A 14,465-nucleotide genomic window follows, 5' to 3' on the forward strand; every position below is an offset into this window, starting at 1 on the left:
TATTGGCGGGACCACGAGTTACAGCCAATCTTATATTTAACGTTATGAAATATATCAATCAGTTAGAACCAAAAGAATTAATAGACAATTTTCTAGCCCATCCTCCACAAGAATTTTCCGCATGGCTGAGTGAAGATGGGGTGCCTGTTTTTTCTACCAAGTTTGATCTTCTTACTACTGCAGATGATGATTTCAGACATAAAATTCAAAAACTGCCTTTTTACCATAAATGGCAGCGCTATTTACAACCTAATACTTGTTTTGTTGGTGCAACTGTTTCGGAATATGCGTTACTAAATGATAAAGTGGATGCTAATCAATTAGCACAACATCTTAAAATGGCTTATGCTAAGCAATATCCTTTTGTGATTGTTAAAGATATACCTGTCGCATCGCCTTTACTGAGCGAAAAAGAAAATGATTATTCAATGCATCTTATTACGTCATTAAAAAAACAGGGGTTTATTGAAGTTGAAGGACAGGCATTAGCTTGGCTACCGATTGATTTTGCCAATATAGATGAGGTTTTTTCACGATTTTCTTATAGCCGGCGTAAAAATTTTAGACGAAAACTAAAATCACGCCAAAAATTAACTATTAATGTGTTGCATAGTGGTGATGAGTGTTTTTATGACCAAGCGGTTTTAGATGAGTATTATCAATTGTATCTTAATGTTTATCGGCAAAGTGAAATCCATTTTGACTTATTGACTAAACCCTTTTTTACTCAGTTGTTACAAAGCAAAACCCAAAATGCGCATATTGTGACTTATCACCATGATGATAAGTTGGTGGGGTACAATATTTGTTTTGTTGTGAACAATATGCTAGTTGATAAGTATATCGGTATGGTTTATCCACAGGCAAGAGAGCTCAATCTTTATTTTGTAAGTTGGTTTGTTAATCTTGAATATGCTTTGCAGCAAGGATTTAGTCATTATATTGCAGGTTGGACCGATCCTGAAGTAAAAGCATCACTAGGTGCAAAATTTACTTTTACTAAGCATCTTGTTTATATTCGTAATCCATTATTCAGAATTATATTACGTAGATTGATTGGTTTCTTTGAAAGTGATAAGGAGAAAGTAGCATGACCTGTCCTATTATTCTCAATTTTGATAGAAGCGTGGGTGATATTTGTTATGCTCAAACGGTTGATGTTACGCAGTGGCAAGATACAATTCGTTTTGGTTGCACTAAGAAACAATTTAGCCAATTTAAACAGGTATTACAGCAATCTTTACCCGAAAGCCATGGCACGGTATTAATGGGCAGTGGTGATTTTCATCATATTTCATTACTACTTATTGAACGTTTAGCAAAGCAATATTCCGCAGATAATCCGATCCAAGTTGTGATTTTTGATAATCATCCAGACAATATGCGCTATCTATTTGGTGTGCATTGTGGATCATGGGTTAGTTATGTGGCAAGTTTACCTTTTGTGAGTCATGTACATGTGCTAGGCATTACCTCCCATGATATTGGTATAGCCCATTTTTGGGAAAATAGATGGAAACCTCTGCTTCATAAAAAATTGACTTACTGGAGCCTAGATGTCAATGTCGCATGGGCAAAAAAAATTGGCTTAGGACATGCTTTTAGGCATTTTGCCACACCAGATGACCTTATTGCCAACTTCTTATCCGAACAATATCATAGCGCACAACCGGTCTATTTATCGATTGATAAAGATGTATTAAGCGAAGAGGTGATTCACACCAATTGGGATCAAGGCAAGCTACAAACGTATCATCTGCTTGATGCTATATCGTCAATTAAACCTAGAATTATCGGCAGTGATATTACGGGGGAACTGTCAATATGGCAGCCAGCAAATTGGTTTAAACGTTTACTCAGTTCGCTTGATAAACAACCGACCATATCACCCAATAGCCTTATCAATTGGCAACAAGAGCAACATCAACTTAATTTAACATTATTAAAAGCATTAGCGGTATAAATTGGTGTAAAAAACTTTCAGGAAAGTAGGCGTTTAAGTATAAAACCTTACCTACCTTTCCTTATTGTAATTGGAAATTAACGTTGATGATGGTATGAATCTTGTTTCGATAATTTGCTTTCTGCTAACGCCAAAAAGAGAATGCCTGAAACAATGAGTATTGTACCAATTAACTTCAATAAGGTAATCGGTTCATTAAATAACCAGATCGAAACAATCATGACAGTCACAATTTCAAAGTGTGATGCCGCAAAAGCAGGACCTACAGGGGCTTTTTTTAATAACGTCATCCAAGTGAAGAAAGTCAGAATATAGCCCACTATTGAAATATAAATCCAAGGATTAGTAAATACGCGAATTAACCATTCAAGGCTCATCTCTAAAGGTTGCGCTTCAACCGCTGTTAATTTAAAACTACATTGCGCAATTGTGTCAAAAAAGAGCAATACAGAAAAACCAATTAAGTAAAATCTAGCCATATTAAGACATCCCTACAAAAACAACACCGGCGGTGATTAATAGCATTCCGATCAAGCGGTAACTAGTTAGTAATTCTTTGAAAATAATACGGCCAACTAGCATGATAGTAATAATATTAAATGAGGCAAGTAATACCCCTTGAGAAAGAGGCACTAAAGTTAAAAAGGCTAACCATAATAAAAATTCAGCAATATACGAGGTAACGCCAATCCAAATCCACTTATTTTTTGCTAAATCTAGCCAATAGTACCAACCGTCGCGATTGTTGGGTGCGATGGCGGCAAATTTAAAAGCGACTTGCCCTAAAGTATCGAAACAAATGTTACTAACCCAAAGTAAAATAACTAATGGTGACATTATGCTTTTATTCCTTCTGCTATATTATCAAAGAAAGAAGCACACTCCTTGATCACTTCGCGGCGCTGGCTATCAATGGTAATTAAATGATAGCTATCATTTAATACCACTAACTTTGTTGGTCCTGATACTTGCTTTTCGACCAATTTGGCATTCGTTTCTATATTGGCGATATCATCATTACCTGAATGCATAATTAAACAAGGCGAAACTACTTGGGGCAATTGCTTGCGCATTGCTTTTGCCAATAACTGCATTTCGGCAAGCGCAGGGAATGGATTTCCTGCAAGGCCTGCTGATGCAGCATCACCACTTAACATACTTTCAGAGACCACCGCACGAATGCGTTCATCTTTAAGCCCATAAGGCGGTTGTTCAATGAAAACTTGTTTTTGAAAAATACCCAATTTTTTAAAGTAAACAAGTAAGAAAAACAATTTTTTTGCCCAAAATGGCATACTCCAACCATCGTAACAAAATGTGGGCGCTAACACGCCAACTCCTTTGATTTGTTCAGGTCTGTCTACTGCCAATTTGAGTGCAAGTAGTGCGCCCATTGATAGTCCAGCAACAAAGATATTATCCACATGCTGCGCTAAATAATCAGCGCCATCTTGCACGCTTTTATACCAATCTTGCCAAGTTGTTTTACACAGATCTTCTTCTGTACCGCAATGCCCTGCTAACTGGATGGCATAAACCGTAAATCCAGCTTTATTTAAACCATTAGCTAAAATCCGCATTTCATTGGGCGTTCCTGTTAATCCATGGATTAATAGTACGCCATTTTTGTTACCTGGTAGAAAGTACGATAAATCTTCAATTGTACTCATTAGTATTCCTTATTCTTTGACTATCATGACCGGAATTAGCCAATCCTGAGCCTGTTGTAAGGCTTGTGTTACATTAGCAAAACTCTTGATGGCACAGTGCTCAATCTTATGTTTTTCACAATAGTGAATCAGTTTGTCTTTGGCAAACACGAAATCAACATTATGCGATACACAGTAGTCTGATGAACCATCACCAACATACAGTATTTGTGGAAAATATTGTTGTTTTTTTACATGATTACATTTGCAATTACCGCTTTTTTTGATGCAGTCTTTGTTTGCATAGGGGAACTCAAGGCGCCAACTGCGCGCATTATTGTGCAGCAATTTATTGGCAAAAATTGGCAAATGCTTAATGCTATGACGTTTTAAAATAAACTCAATGGCATAATCAAGTCCGTCGCTAACTACGTGGACAGGGATATTATTTTGTTCAGTATATTGAATAAAGGATTTAAAATCCGGATCAATTTCAATTTGAGATAAGACGTCATTAAGCTCATCTAAGCTTGCATCCATTAAGGCAATTTGCTTGCTCATACATTCTTGAGAGCCAATTTTGCCATTAACCCATAATTCTTCAAGCTCATCACAACCATCCTGACCGAAATGGCTCAGTAACGTGTCGGTAACATCTTTTATACTAATTGTGCCATCAAAATCACACAAAATAATTGGCGTGTGATGTTGTGTATAAGATGGATGCAACAGAGGGTTTGTTATTGATGAAAAAGCACTCATATTGGATATAAAAATAGTCTATTTAAAGATATTGGGCAGATTCTCTCATAGAGTGACAATAAACTTTGTAGGCTCTTTGTATATATTTTGTAACGAGGGGATAATTGTCTGTATAATGAGGCATCTCTAAGTAAAAGTGGCAGTGATTAAGAACAAATAATGAGTGAACGTATATTAATCATCGAAGATGATCAGCGGTTAGCCAATCTAATTCAAGTTTATCTTATTCGGCAAGGGTATCTTGTTGAATGGCATAATAGCGGTGCAGGCGCTGAAGAAAGAATTCAACAGCTTAATCCAGATCTGGTTATATTAGATGTGATGTTACCTGAAAAAACGGGTTTTGATATTTGTCGTGATATACGTACATGGTTTACTAACTACATCCTTATAATGACAGCTAGCGAAGATAATATTGATGAGATCGTTGGACTGGAATTGGGGGCGGATGATTATTTAGCTAAGCCCGTTGAGCCAAGATTACTGCTTGCCCGCATACGAGCCTTATTAAGACGAAAACAGATAGAAACCGACAAAGACAATCATAAAGAATTGATTGTGCCATCAAATAATAAAACGCTAATATTTGACAATTTAGTTATCGATGGCGAAAACCGAAAAGTGCTCTTGCAAGAGCAAGAAATTGATTTAACAACCGCTGAATTTGATCTGTTATGGTTACTTGCGCATAATGCAGGGACAATTTTATCTCGAGATGATATTTTTTCTCAGGTAAGAGGGATCGATTTTGATGGTAGCGATCGTTCTATTGATGCACGGGTGTCAAGACTTCGTCGAAAATTACTCGATGATCCAGATAATCCATCGCGCATCAAAACCGTGCGTGGTAAAGGCTATTTATTTATGCGAGAGGGAGAAAGCCATTGAGCCAATTATTAGCCAAACCGCTATTTTTTAATCGCCGAATTGTATTTTATCTAGTCATTTTACTTTTGTTGCAAAGTATCATTGCTTATGGTGCTTTATTGGTTTTTGATTCATTACCTTCATCATTAACCGATATGCCTGATGATCATATCATATTTCGAGAATCTCAACGAGGCACGGTAAACCTGATTCGTATGCAAATTAACGAGCACAAAGATCGTCCCCTTCAAGAAGTGGTTAGTGAATTACAACCTTACTTTGGTTACCCTATCGAAGTATTGCCAATTAATACCCCCTTACCCGATGCGGTACTTAACGAGTTACACAAGCTGGACTTTTCTTATGATAGCGATAAAGAGGTCGTTTATATTGATTTAAAAAATGGCAACTTGTTGCAATTAGGCCCCATTGCCATGCGAGATATTTTGGCATCCAACACCATGTCATTGACCATTTTTCTCATTATTTGGGCTGTATTTAGTGCCATCACCTTTTTTATTTTAATTTATATGGCGTTTAGCGCTGTTTGGAAAGATTTGGTTAATATCAGGCAGACCGCCGAACAACTTGGACAAGGTAATTTAAAAGCACGAACCGAAAATGTAAAAGGTTGGTTGTTTAAGCCGCTCGCTAACGTATTAAATAATATGGGCACGCATATTGAACACTTAGTAAGTACCAATCAAACGATTTCTCATGCAATGGCACATGAGCTACGCACACCGCTTGCACGAATGCGATTTGAACTTAGTATGCTTGAAGAAGCTAACGATGAACAAGAAAAACGTCTTTTACAAAAAGGTATGAGTGATGATATTAACGAGCTTGAAACATTAATCAATGCCAGCTTGAATTATTTTAAAATGCAGCAAAGCAATATCGAGCTAAACTTAACGCGTGTAGCACTCAAAGAGTGGGGCGAAAAAGTGTGCCAATCACTGGCGTTATTCAAACCGAAAGGATTTGAGCTAACTTGTAATAGCCAAGATGAACACGCTATGATTGACACCAATTTAGTTGAAACTATTGTAAAAAATCTGTTACTTAATGCGTTTAAATATGCAGCTCATAAAGCGGTTTTAAATATCACCAAACATGAAAATCGTGTTATCCTTGAGATCGATGATGATGGCGCAGGTATTCCTTTTGATGCGCGCGAAAAGATTTTTATGCCTTTTGCCAGACTTGATACTAGCCGTACACGTTCAACTGGTGGTTATGGGCTTGGTTTAGCTTATGTAAAATTAATGGCAGAATTTCATGATGGCAAAGCGTTTGTTGTCACCAGCCCGCTTGGTGGGGCTAGATTTGTGGTTTCGTTAAAATCGGGCGATGAATAGCGACTGTATTTATGTTGTAATACGGTCAAAAAGCAGTCAGAAAAGATATTGATTTTATTGAAGTTTTTATTTTTGTTTTTTTAGTTAACATATGGGTTATTTTATTAAAAAACGGCATTGTTTAGCTAAAAGGCAATTTTGTCGATACAAATAGCCTGTTTTCCGTTTCAGAAATAACAAAAATTTGTTATATTCATCAACCAATACAAGAATTAATAGCAAAGCAAATATTCTTAATTTGTTTCTAATAAATATATCATCAGAGGTTTTTTATGAGCGGTTCACTACCGACAGAGACTGAAACTCGTCCGACTAATTTTATCCGCCAAATTATTGATGCGGATCTTGCTGCTGGCAAATATAAAACAACGCATACCCGCTTTCCGCCAGAACCAAATGGCTATTTACATATTGGGCATGCTAAATCAATTTGTTTAAATTTTGGTATTGCGCAAGACTATCAGGGTAAGTGTAACTTGCGTTTTGATGATACGAATCCTGCTAAAGAAGATATAGAGTATGTTGAGTCGATTAAACAAGATGTCCGTTGGTTAGGGTTTGGATGGGATGGTGAGATTTGTTACTCATCTGACTATTTTGACCGGCTATATGATTATGCAATTGAACTCATCAATAAAGGGCTTGCTTATGTAGATGAACTGTCTGCTGATGAAATTCGTGAATATCGTGGTACTTTAACGCAACCGGGTAAAAATAGTCCTTATCGTGATCGTAGTGTTGAAGAAAACCTAGCTCTTTTTACACAAATGAAAGAAGGCAAATTCGCCGAAGGTAAAGCCTGCCTACGTGCCAAAATTGACATGGCATCGCCATTTATTGTGATGCGCGATCCGGTGTTATACCGCATCAAATTTGCCGAGCATCACCAAACAGGCAACAAATGGTGCATTTACCCAATGTACGATTTTACCCATTGTATTTCAGATGCGATCGAAAACATCACCCATTCACTTTGTACGCTTGAATTCCAAGACAACCGCCGTTTATATGATTGGGTATTAGATAATATTACGATCGAAGCGCGTCCTCATCAGTATGAATTTTCAAGATTAAATTTAGAGTATGCCATTACCTCCAAACGTAAGTTAAATCTATTAGTATCAGAAAAAATTGTTGATGGTTGGGACGATCCACGCATGCCAACGGTATCGGGTTTACGTCGTCGTGGTTATACACCTGCTTCAATTCGGGAATTTTGCCGTCGAATTGGGGTGACTAAGCAAGAAAATACTGTTGAAATGAGTACTCTTGAGTTTTGTATTCGTGAAGATCTGAACGAAAACGCACCTCGCGCAATGGCAGTGCTAGATCCCGTTAAAGTTGTGATCGAGAACTTCTCAGACACGATTGACGAAGTGCTTAGCATGCCAAATCACCCAAACCGCCCAGAATTAGGTGCTCGCGAAGTGACCTTCACGCGTGAAATTTACATCGACCGAGCTGATTTTAGGGAAGAAGCTAACAAAAACTACAAACGTTTAGTACTCGGTAAAGAAGTGCGTTTGCGTAATGCTTATGTTATTCGTGCTGATCGCGTTGAAAAAGACGCCGAAGGCAACATCCAAACGATCTATTGTAGTTACGATCCAGCCACGTTAAACAAAAATCCGGAAGATGGTCGTAAAGTGAAAGGTGTTATTCATTGGGTTTCGGCTAAGTTTGCCAAACCAGCTGAAATTCGTCTGTATGATCGTTTATTTAATACGCCAACCCCAGGTGCAGCCGAGGACTTTTTATCAACCATTAATCCTAATTCATTAATTATTAAACAAGGTTTTGTTGAGCCAAGTTTACAACATGCACAAGCCGAGCATGCTTATCAATTTGAACGTGAAGGCTACTTCTGTTTAGATAATAAATATGCAACCGAAGATAAGCTTGTGTTTAACCGAACCGTAGGTTTAAGAGATAGCTGGAACGAAGCATAATTAACTCAATTATCGCCGACTTATTGAGTCGGCGAATGATTGTTGCCACCTCATTTATATTACTTGAATCTAATTCAATAAATCATTCTTCGTGTTTAAATAATTTTGTTTGTTGATCTAAATAGCTCAGCACATCAGGCATTCGGTGTTTACCTGCCATTGATTGCATGCTATTGGCTGCATTTATTAGCGGTATGCCTATCGAGGTAACATATAGCGGGTGCTTGCTTTGACCACGGAGAACTTCGATCAAATACTCGCTATTGCCTGAAAACGGCTTTTTAGCAACACCAATAATAGGAATGGTTTTGTTTAATGCATGATACAAATGCCCACCTAGCCCTATCTTACCTTCATCCAAATGCACATAACCATCAATCACAATACAGGTCAGTTTACTTAAATCAATTTTATCAAGCAGTGACATAATGCAAGGCAATTCACGTTGATAAAACTGACCTGATTGATAGGGCGCAACATTATCTTGATAATCTGTGATTACCTGTTCAATTGCTGAGGTTGAATCAGTCCAATGATGAAATAAAACGCCGACCGCTTTGGCGCGGTTATCAATGTAATAAACATCAATTGCAAGTATCATATTAAGTTATCTTCTATTTAAAACATTATTTATCAATGAATCAATACATTGAAACTAACTGAGTAAGATAACATTATTACTGTTATTAATTCAATTTGATAATATTCACTTCTGTATTGATTTATTAAATTGTAGGAATTATTCGCATTGTTTACAGTAATTTGAGAAAATACTGTAATGAATATACATAAAAAACAAAATTAACGCCTTATAACAGACAAGACATATGGCGTTTATATCATAAAGAAAAAATAACCGTCACTGATTTGGCTAAACGCTTTATGGTCAGTCGTCCAACTATTTATAACGTACTAAAAAAAGCTCGTTTGAAGCTTTTTGTCCCTTTAACCAGTTAGAATGAACGTTATAAAACCATCAGTTATGGTATAAAACGTCTAGTTAAAGTTAAAAAATCTATTGAAGATAAATTAAGACGGCAAGCTAAATGCTATAACAAAACTTATCCGAGCAAAATGCTCCACGTTGACACCAAATGTTTACCTTTACTTAAAAATGAAACGCAACAGCAAACTATAGACTATTTATTCGTTGGCGTTGATGATTTTTCACGTAAGCTTTATGCAGGTATTTACCCTGATAAATCCCAATTTAGCTCAGCACAGTTTTTACAAAATGATGTGTTAGCCCAATGCCCTTATACCACTACATGTATTTATTCCAATAATGGACGTGAATATCAAGGCTCCAGCGAACCTCAATTTATTAAAATGCGTCATAACGATCATATCAATCAAAAATTTACCAAATCCGCCTGCCCACAAACGAATGGGAAAGCCGAAAGAGTGATACGCACTTTGAATTGCGATGTGGCATAATCAACAAATATTTAGCGACTCAAAAGATAGAAAACAAAAGCTTAAACGCTTTATTAACTATTATAATACGGTTAAATCGCATAAGGTGATTTCGGGAAAAACACCTTATGAGTTTTTAGAGGATTATTTTTATCATGAAGTGTAAACAACTCGGTGTTTTTCTACACAATATTACCATATATCTTATTTTTGTATTTAAACAGAGTGTTATTTATACTGATTACAAAACATACAATTAGATATGGTATAAAATATTTCCCAAAAATGCCGTTCCAAGCGTAACAAATGTAATCGCTTGTACTGCGATTTTTACCAGTCATTGTTATTCATATAATTTGTAGGAATTACTGTTTATACAATAAACCAAGCATCTGATGTTTTTTTAGCTAACACTATCGCTTTCTATTCGCATTACACTCGGAATTATTGCATAATACACTGCGTATAAATTACCGAATTTAAGTTAGGAATAATTATGGAACTTCTTTGTCCAGCAGGATCTTTACCGTCACTAAAAGTGGCCATTGATAACGGTGCTGATGCTGTTTATATTGGTTTGAAAGATGATACCAATGCCCGTCATTTTGCTGGTTTAAATTTTAATGAAAAGCGATTATTAGAAGCTTCAGATTATGTACATAAACGTGGCAAAAAATTACATATTGCCATTAATACCTTTGCCCATCCTGAAAATTTTCAGCGTTGGCAATATGCTGTTGATACAGCAGCTAATATTGGGGCTGATGCGTTAATTATTGCTGATCTTGCTATGCTTGATTATGCAGCTGAAAAGTATCCTGATCTTGAGCGTCATGTTTCTGTGCAAGCATCATCGACCAATGAAGAGTCGATTAAGTTTTACTATAACAATTTTCAGGTACATCGCATTGTTTTACCGCGTGTACTTTCGATGCATCAAGTCAAACAACTATCACAAGTTTCTCCTGTTCCGCTTGAAGTATTTGCTTTCGGTAGCCTGTGCATTATGGCGGAAGGGCGCTGTTATTTATCATCGTATTTAACTGGCGAATCACCCAATACGGTTGGGGCTTGTTCGCCAGCTAAATTTGTTCGTTGGGAAGAGACCGAAAAAGGACTTGAGTCACGACTCAATAATGTGTTAATTGATTGCCATAAAAAAGGCGAAAATGCAGGTTACCCAACGTTATGTAAAGGACGTTATTTTGTTGGTGACGAGCTTTATCATCCAATCGAGGAGCCAACCAGCTTAAATACTATTGAGCTATTACCCGAACTGTTTGCAGCTAATATTGCCTCGGTTAAAATTGAGGGGCGTCAGCGTAGTCCTGCCTATGTCGAGCAAGTGACAAAAGTATGGCGGCAAGCTATCGATCGTTATAAATCTAATCCGCAATCATTCCAAGCGGAAAAAAGCTGGATGGATACGCTTGGCTCTGTTTCGGAAGGGACACAGACAACATTAGGTGCTTATCACCGTAAATGGCAATAATTTAATTTGTCTGCTAAAACAACTAATTAAAAAATATACATTTTAAAGTAATATTTAGCTTTTTATATCTTCTGTTTTTTGTAAATAAATACAGGCGATAAGGTATTATCTTTAATAATTTAATTCATCTAATATAAACAATATTGTGAGCAAAACTATGAAATACGCATTAGGACCAGTACTTTATTATTGGCCTAAAACCACAACAGAAGCGTTTTATCATGCTGCAAAAGAGAGTGTAGCAGATATTATTTATATGGGCGAAACCGTGTGTACCAAACGCCGTGAAATGAAAGTTGCCAATTGGCTTGAACTAGCAAAAGAAATTGCTAAATCTGGTAAACAAGTGGTACTTTCAACCCTAGCGTTACTTGAAGCGCCATCAGAATTAAACGACTTACGACAATTGGTCAATAACGGTGATTTTTTAGTGGAAGCAAATGATTTAGCTGCCATTAATATTGCGCAACAGCATAAATTACCGTTTGTTGCAGGTCCTGCCATTAACTGTTATAACGCGTTAACTTTAAAATTATTACAAAAACAAGGAATGGTACGTTGGTGTATGCCGGTTGAGCTTTCTCGTGATTGGTTAACCAATGTGCTTAATCAGTTTGAAAGTTTAAATATTAAGCGAAATTTTGAAGTTGAAGTATTCAGTTATGGTTATTTACCTTTAGCTTATTCAGCGCGTTGTTTTACCGCTCGATCGGAAGATAAGCCTAAAGATAAATGTGAAACATGTTGCATTAACTACCCTGTTGGACGTGAAGTGTTCTCGCAAGAACAGCAAAAAGTATTTGTGCTAAACGGCATTCAGACTCAAAGTGGTTATTGTTATAACTTAGGCAATAATCTCAAAGAGATGAAAGGATTAGTGGATATTGTTAGAATTTCACCACTTGGTCTTGAAACACTTGATATTGTCAAGCAGTTCAAAGCTAACGAAGATGGATTAAACCCACTACAAATTGAACATAAACGAGATTGTAATGGTTACTGGAATGGTATTGCCGGACTTGAACTTACCCAATAAGCATTTTGTGCCTGAGCAATTTAGAGCAGATTTCCCTGCGCTCCATAGTGAAAGCGTATATCTTGATTCGGCTGCAACCGCACTTAAACCACAAGTGATGATTGATGCAACATTTGCGTATTATGCACAAAATACAGCCACCGCAAAACGTAGTTTGTATCAAGATGCTTTACAAGTCACCACAACGATTGATAAAGCAAGGCAAAATGTTGCTGATTTGATTCATGCCAACAACAGTACTGAAATTATCTGGACACGGGGTGCAACCGAATCAATTAATTTAATCGCACAAAGCTATGCTCGTCCATTGCTACAACCTGATGATGAAATTATTGTGAGTGAATTAGAGCATCATAGTAATTTATTACCTTGGTTAATTGTTGCTAAACAAACGGGTGCTAAAGTCATAAAATGGTCATCGGCTATTGATGAATTATCATCGCTACTGTCAGCAAAGACCAAAATTGTTGCCATTACCCAGATGTCAAACGTCACTGGATTTTGCCCTGATTTAGCGACAATTAGCCACATTGTTCATCAACATAATGCGATTTTAGTTGTTGACGGAGCACAAGGTATTGTTCACCATGCGCTTGATGTTCAGCAGTTAAATATCGATTTTTATGCTTTTTCTGCCCATAAATTGTATGGACCAACTGGTCTTGGTGTTTTATATGGAAAGCCAGTTTTACTTAAGCAAATGTCGGTTTGGCATGGTGGCGGTAAAATGCTAAAAAGCGCCTCATTTGATGATTTTATTCAAGAAGATCTACCTTATAAATTTGAGGCAGGCACACCCAATATTGCAGGTATTCTTGGCTTCAACGCCACACTTCAATGGTTAAAAAGTTGGGATAACAAGCAAGCAGAAAACTACACAAAGCAGCTGGCTGACTACGCAAAATCACAACTAAACCAGCTGACTGATATTCAATTTTATAGTGTAGATAGTAGCCCGATCATCACGTTTAATATCAATAATATTCATCATAATGATATTGCCATTTTATTAAGTGAACAAAATATTGCGATCCGCACTGGAGAGCTTTGTGCTCAACCTTTAATGAATAAATTAGGTTGCCATGGTGCGATTCGTCTATCATTAATGCCCTATAATAATCAGCAAGATGTAGATAAATTTATTTTAGAGTTGCAAAGTGCAATTGAAATATTGGTGTAATTCTATACTAAACGGTATAGACTCCTGAAAGTTTTTTACAAAATAGTCAACCATAAATAGGTCAATATTATGCTATCACAGCAAAATTTAACCAAGTTATTTGCAAAACAACATACTTGGCAAGATCGTTATCGACAGTTAATAATGTTAGCAAAGCAATTACCTGATTTTCCTGAACAGCAAAAAATAGCGCAAAATCAAGTGAATGGTTGCGAAAACCGAGTTTGGCTAACTTATCAAAAACAAGCAGATAATACCTATATTTTTAGTGGCGATAGCGAAGGGCGAATTGTGAAAGGGTTATTAGCCATTTTAATCATCATTGCTAATCACAAAACAGCACAAGAAATTGCAGCTATCGATTTTTCATCACTATTAAGTCAGTTAAAAATTTCTGATGAGCTAAGCCAATCACGGTTGCAAGGGCTTGCCCAATTAATTGAACGCATAAAATCAATCAGATAAGCTTTGATAATCTTTATTTAACTTGATGTGTGAGTTAATTTATAACCCTGAAAAGTAACAGAAGGGAATCAAACTGTAAAAAAATTGAATCAAAATTAAGCTTTAGAATTAGCGAAAAAATTAGATAACATACCGCATCCCTGAAAATTTAAGAATATTGCGATGATAATTACCATCGCACCAAGCCACATTATTTGAGAATTTATAATATAATGTCATCAAACATAAATAGAGAAATGACTAGGGCGTGTTGATCTTTCGTGATTATTTTTTAGACGGCATGATGTGAGTTATAATAATTCTGCAAAAAACAACCATAACTCGA

General features: G+C 36.5%; 16 protein-coding genes. 11 read left to right on the top strand and 5 right to left on the bottom strand.

Annotated features, from left to right (window positions below):
• Window positions 1-44 precede the first annotated feature (44 nt).
• Together GQ593_RS07560 and GQ593_RS07565 are read left to right on the top strand one after the other, a co-directional pair.
• On the top strand, window positions 45-1,094 hold the full coding sequence (locus tag GQ593_RS07560; RefSeq protein ID WP_160431489.1) for a GNAT family N-acetyltransferase: 1,050 nt from the start codon (window positions 45-47) through the stop codon (window positions 1,092-1,094).
• Complete coding sequence (locus GQ593_RS07565) at window positions 1,091-1,963, top strand: arginase family protein (protein ID WP_160431490.1); 873 nt, start codon at window positions 1,091-1,093, stop codon at window positions 1,961-1,963. Before GQ593_RS07560 ends, GQ593_RS07565 begins: the two co-directional genes overlap by 4 nt.
• A 77-nt stretch (window positions 1,964-2,040) precedes the next feature.
• On the opposite strand, the gene GQ593_RS07570 is transcribed toward GQ593_RS07565, so the two are convergent.
• Genes GQ593_RS07570 through GQ593_RS07585 form a run of 4 tightly spaced genes read right to left on the bottom strand, consistent with a single transcriptional unit; the run spans window position 2,041 to window position 4,341 of the window.
• A complete protein-coding gene (locus GQ593_RS07570; protein ID WP_160431491.1) occupies window positions 2,041-2,442 on the bottom strand; it encodes a DMT family transporter in 402 nt (133 codons plus the stop codon).
• A gap of 1 nt (window position 2,443) precedes the next feature.
• Window positions 2,444-2,800 carry an EamA family transporter gene (locus GQ593_RS07575; protein WP_091348305.1) on the bottom strand — a complete coding sequence of 119 codons (357 nt, stop codon included), beginning with the start codon at window positions 2,798-2,800 and terminating at the stop codon, window positions 2,444-2,446.
• Window positions 2,800-3,633 (bottom strand): alpha/beta hydrolase, encoded by an 834-nt coding sequence (locus tag GQ593_RS07580; protein ID WP_091348302.1) that lies wholly within the window; start codon window positions 3,631-3,633, stop codon window positions 2,800-2,802. Before GQ593_RS07580 ends, GQ593_RS07575 begins: the two co-directional genes overlap by 1 nt.
• 9 nt (window positions 3,634-3,642) lie before the next feature.
• The gene (locus GQ593_RS07585) at window positions 3,643-4,341 is read right to left on the bottom strand and encodes an MtnX-like HAD-IB family phosphatase (protein ID WP_202115416.1); all 699 of its coding nucleotides are present in this window, start codon (window positions 4,339-4,341) and stop codon (window positions 3,643-3,645) included.
• 192 nt (window positions 4,342-4,533) lie between these two features.
• Between GQ593_RS07585 and GQ593_RS07590 the strand changes: the two genes are divergently transcribed.
• The 3 genes from GQ593_RS07590 to glnS all read left to right on the top strand — a co-directional run bounded on the left by GQ593_RS07590 (window position 4,534) and on the right by glnS (window position 8,551).
• On the top strand, window positions 4,534-5,262 hold the full coding sequence (locus GQ593_RS07590) for a winged helix-turn-helix domain-containing protein (RefSeq protein WP_091348296.1): 729 nt from the start codon (window positions 4,534-4,536) through the stop codon (window positions 5,260-5,262).
• Window positions 5,259-6,602: an ATP-binding protein gene (locus GQ593_RS07595; protein WP_160431493.1), complete on the top strand. Its 1,344-nt coding sequence runs from the start codon at window positions 5,259-5,261 to the stop codon at window positions 6,600-6,602. The genes GQ593_RS07590 and GQ593_RS07595 overlap by 4 nt, the downstream gene beginning before the upstream one ends.
• Window positions 6,603-6,874: 272 nt before the next feature.
• A complete protein-coding gene (glnS, locus tag GQ593_RS07600) occupies window positions 6,875-8,551 on the top strand; it encodes a glutamine--tRNA ligase (RefSeq protein WP_160431494.1) in 1,677 nt (558 codons plus the stop codon).
• A gap of 82 nt (window positions 8,552-8,633) precedes the next feature.
• Here glnS and GQ593_RS07605 read toward each other — a convergent pair whose 3' ends face one another.
• Window positions 8,634-9,152, bottom strand: a complete 519-nt coding sequence (locus tag GQ593_RS07605; protein ID WP_160431495.1) for an endonuclease V — start codon at window positions 9,150-9,152, stop codon at window positions 8,634-8,636.
• Between the two features lie 266 nt (window positions 9,153-9,418).
• Here GQ593_RS07605 and GQ593_RS14200 point away from each other — a divergent pair, with 266 nt between their 5' ends.
• From GQ593_RS14200 to csdE, 6 genes are all read left to right on the top strand, one after another.
• On the top strand, window positions 9,419-9,508 hold the full coding sequence (locus GQ593_RS14200; protein ID WP_442903597.1) for a hypothetical protein: 90 nt from the start codon (window positions 9,419-9,421) through the stop codon (window positions 9,506-9,508).
• 117 nt (window positions 9,509-9,625) lie between these two features.
• Entirely contained in the window at window positions 9,626-9,988 is a 363-nt protein-coding gene (locus GQ593_RS13640) for a DDE-type integrase/transposase/recombinase (RefSeq protein ID WP_202115417.1), read from the top strand.
• Between the two features lie 475 nt (window positions 9,989-10,463).
• Complete coding sequence (gene ubiU / locus GQ593_RS07615) at window positions 10,464-11,459, top strand: ubiquinone anaerobic biosynthesis protein UbiU (protein ID WP_085247546.1); 996 nt, start codon at window positions 10,464-10,466, stop codon at window positions 11,457-11,459.
• 157 nt (window positions 11,460-11,616) lie between these two features.
• Complete coding sequence (locus GQ593_RS07620) at window positions 11,617-12,495, top strand: U32 family peptidase (protein ID WP_160431496.1); 879 nt, start codon at window positions 11,617-11,619, stop codon at window positions 12,493-12,495.
• A complete protein-coding gene (gene csdA / locus GQ593_RS07625; RefSeq protein WP_237397715.1) occupies window positions 12,452-13,675 on the top strand; it encodes a cysteine desulfurase CsdA in 1,224 nt (407 codons plus the stop codon). Before GQ593_RS07620 ends, csdA begins: the two co-directional genes overlap by 44 nt.
• Window positions 13,676-13,744: 69 nt before the next feature.
• Window positions 13,745-14,140 carry a cysteine desulfurase sulfur acceptor subunit CsdE gene (gene csdE / locus GQ593_RS07630; protein WP_160431497.1) on the top strand — a complete coding sequence of 132 codons (396 nt, stop codon included), beginning with the start codon at window positions 13,745-13,747 and terminating at the stop codon, window positions 14,138-14,140.
• The last annotated feature ends 325 nt before the right edge of the window (window positions 14,141-14,465 follow it).

This window comes from Gilliamella sp. Pas-s25, assembly GCF_009795885.1.
Classification (GTDB): domain Bacteria; phylum Pseudomonadota; class Gammaproteobacteria; order Enterobacterales; family Orbaceae; genus Gilliamella.

What these genes read in the sequence shown, in the direction of transcription:
- GQ593_RS07620 (WP_160431496.1), top strand. Translation starts at nt 11,617, where the DNA reads ATGAAATACGCATTAGGACCAGTACTTTATTATTGGCCTAAAACCACA.
- GQ593_RS07605 (WP_160431495.1), bottom strand. Translation starts at nt 9,152, where the DNA reads ATGATACTTGCAATTGATGTTTATTACATTGATAACCGCGCCAAAGCG.
- glnS (WP_160431494.1), top strand. Translation starts at nt 6,875, where the DNA reads ATGAGCGGTTCACTACCGACAGAGACTGAAACTCGTCCGACTAATTTT.
- GQ593_RS07580 (WP_091348302.1), bottom strand. Translation starts at nt 3,633, where the DNA reads ATGAGTACAATTGAAGATTTATCGTACTTTCTACCAGGTAACAAAAAT.
- csdA (WP_237397715.1), top strand. Translation starts at nt 12,452, where the DNA reads ATGGTTACTGGAATGGTATTGCCGGACTTGAACTTACCCAATAAGCAT.
- GQ593_RS07565 (WP_160431490.1), top strand. Translation starts at nt 1,091, where the DNA reads ATGACCTGTCCTATTATTCTCAATTTTGATAGAAGCGTGGGTGATATT.
- GQ593_RS07575 (WP_091348305.1), bottom strand. Translation starts at nt 2,800, where the DNA reads ATGTCACCATTAGTTATTTTACTTTGGGTTAGTAACATTTGTTTCGAT.
- csdE (WP_160431497.1), top strand. Translation starts at nt 13,745, where the DNA reads ATGCTATCACAGCAAAATTTAACCAAGTTATTTGCAAAACAACATACT.
- GQ593_RS07570 (WP_160431491.1), bottom strand. Translation starts at nt 2,442, where the DNA reads ATGGCTAGATTTTACTTAATTGGTTTTTCTGTATTGCTCTTTTTTGAC.
- GQ593_RS07560 (WP_160431489.1), top strand. Translation starts at nt 45, where the DNA reads ATGAAATATATCAATCAGTTAGAACCAAAAGAATTAATAGACAATTTT.
- ubiU (WP_085247546.1), top strand. Translation starts at nt 10,464, where the DNA reads ATGGAACTTCTTTGTCCAGCAGGATCTTTACCGTCACTAAAAGTGGCC.
- GQ593_RS07590 (WP_091348296.1), top strand. Translation starts at nt 4,534, where the DNA reads ATGAGTGAACGTATATTAATCATCGAAGATGATCAGCGGTTAGCCAAT.
- GQ593_RS13640 (WP_202115417.1), top strand. Translation starts at nt 9,626, where the DNA reads ATGCTCCACGTTGACACCAAATGTTTACCTTTACTTAAAAATGAAACG.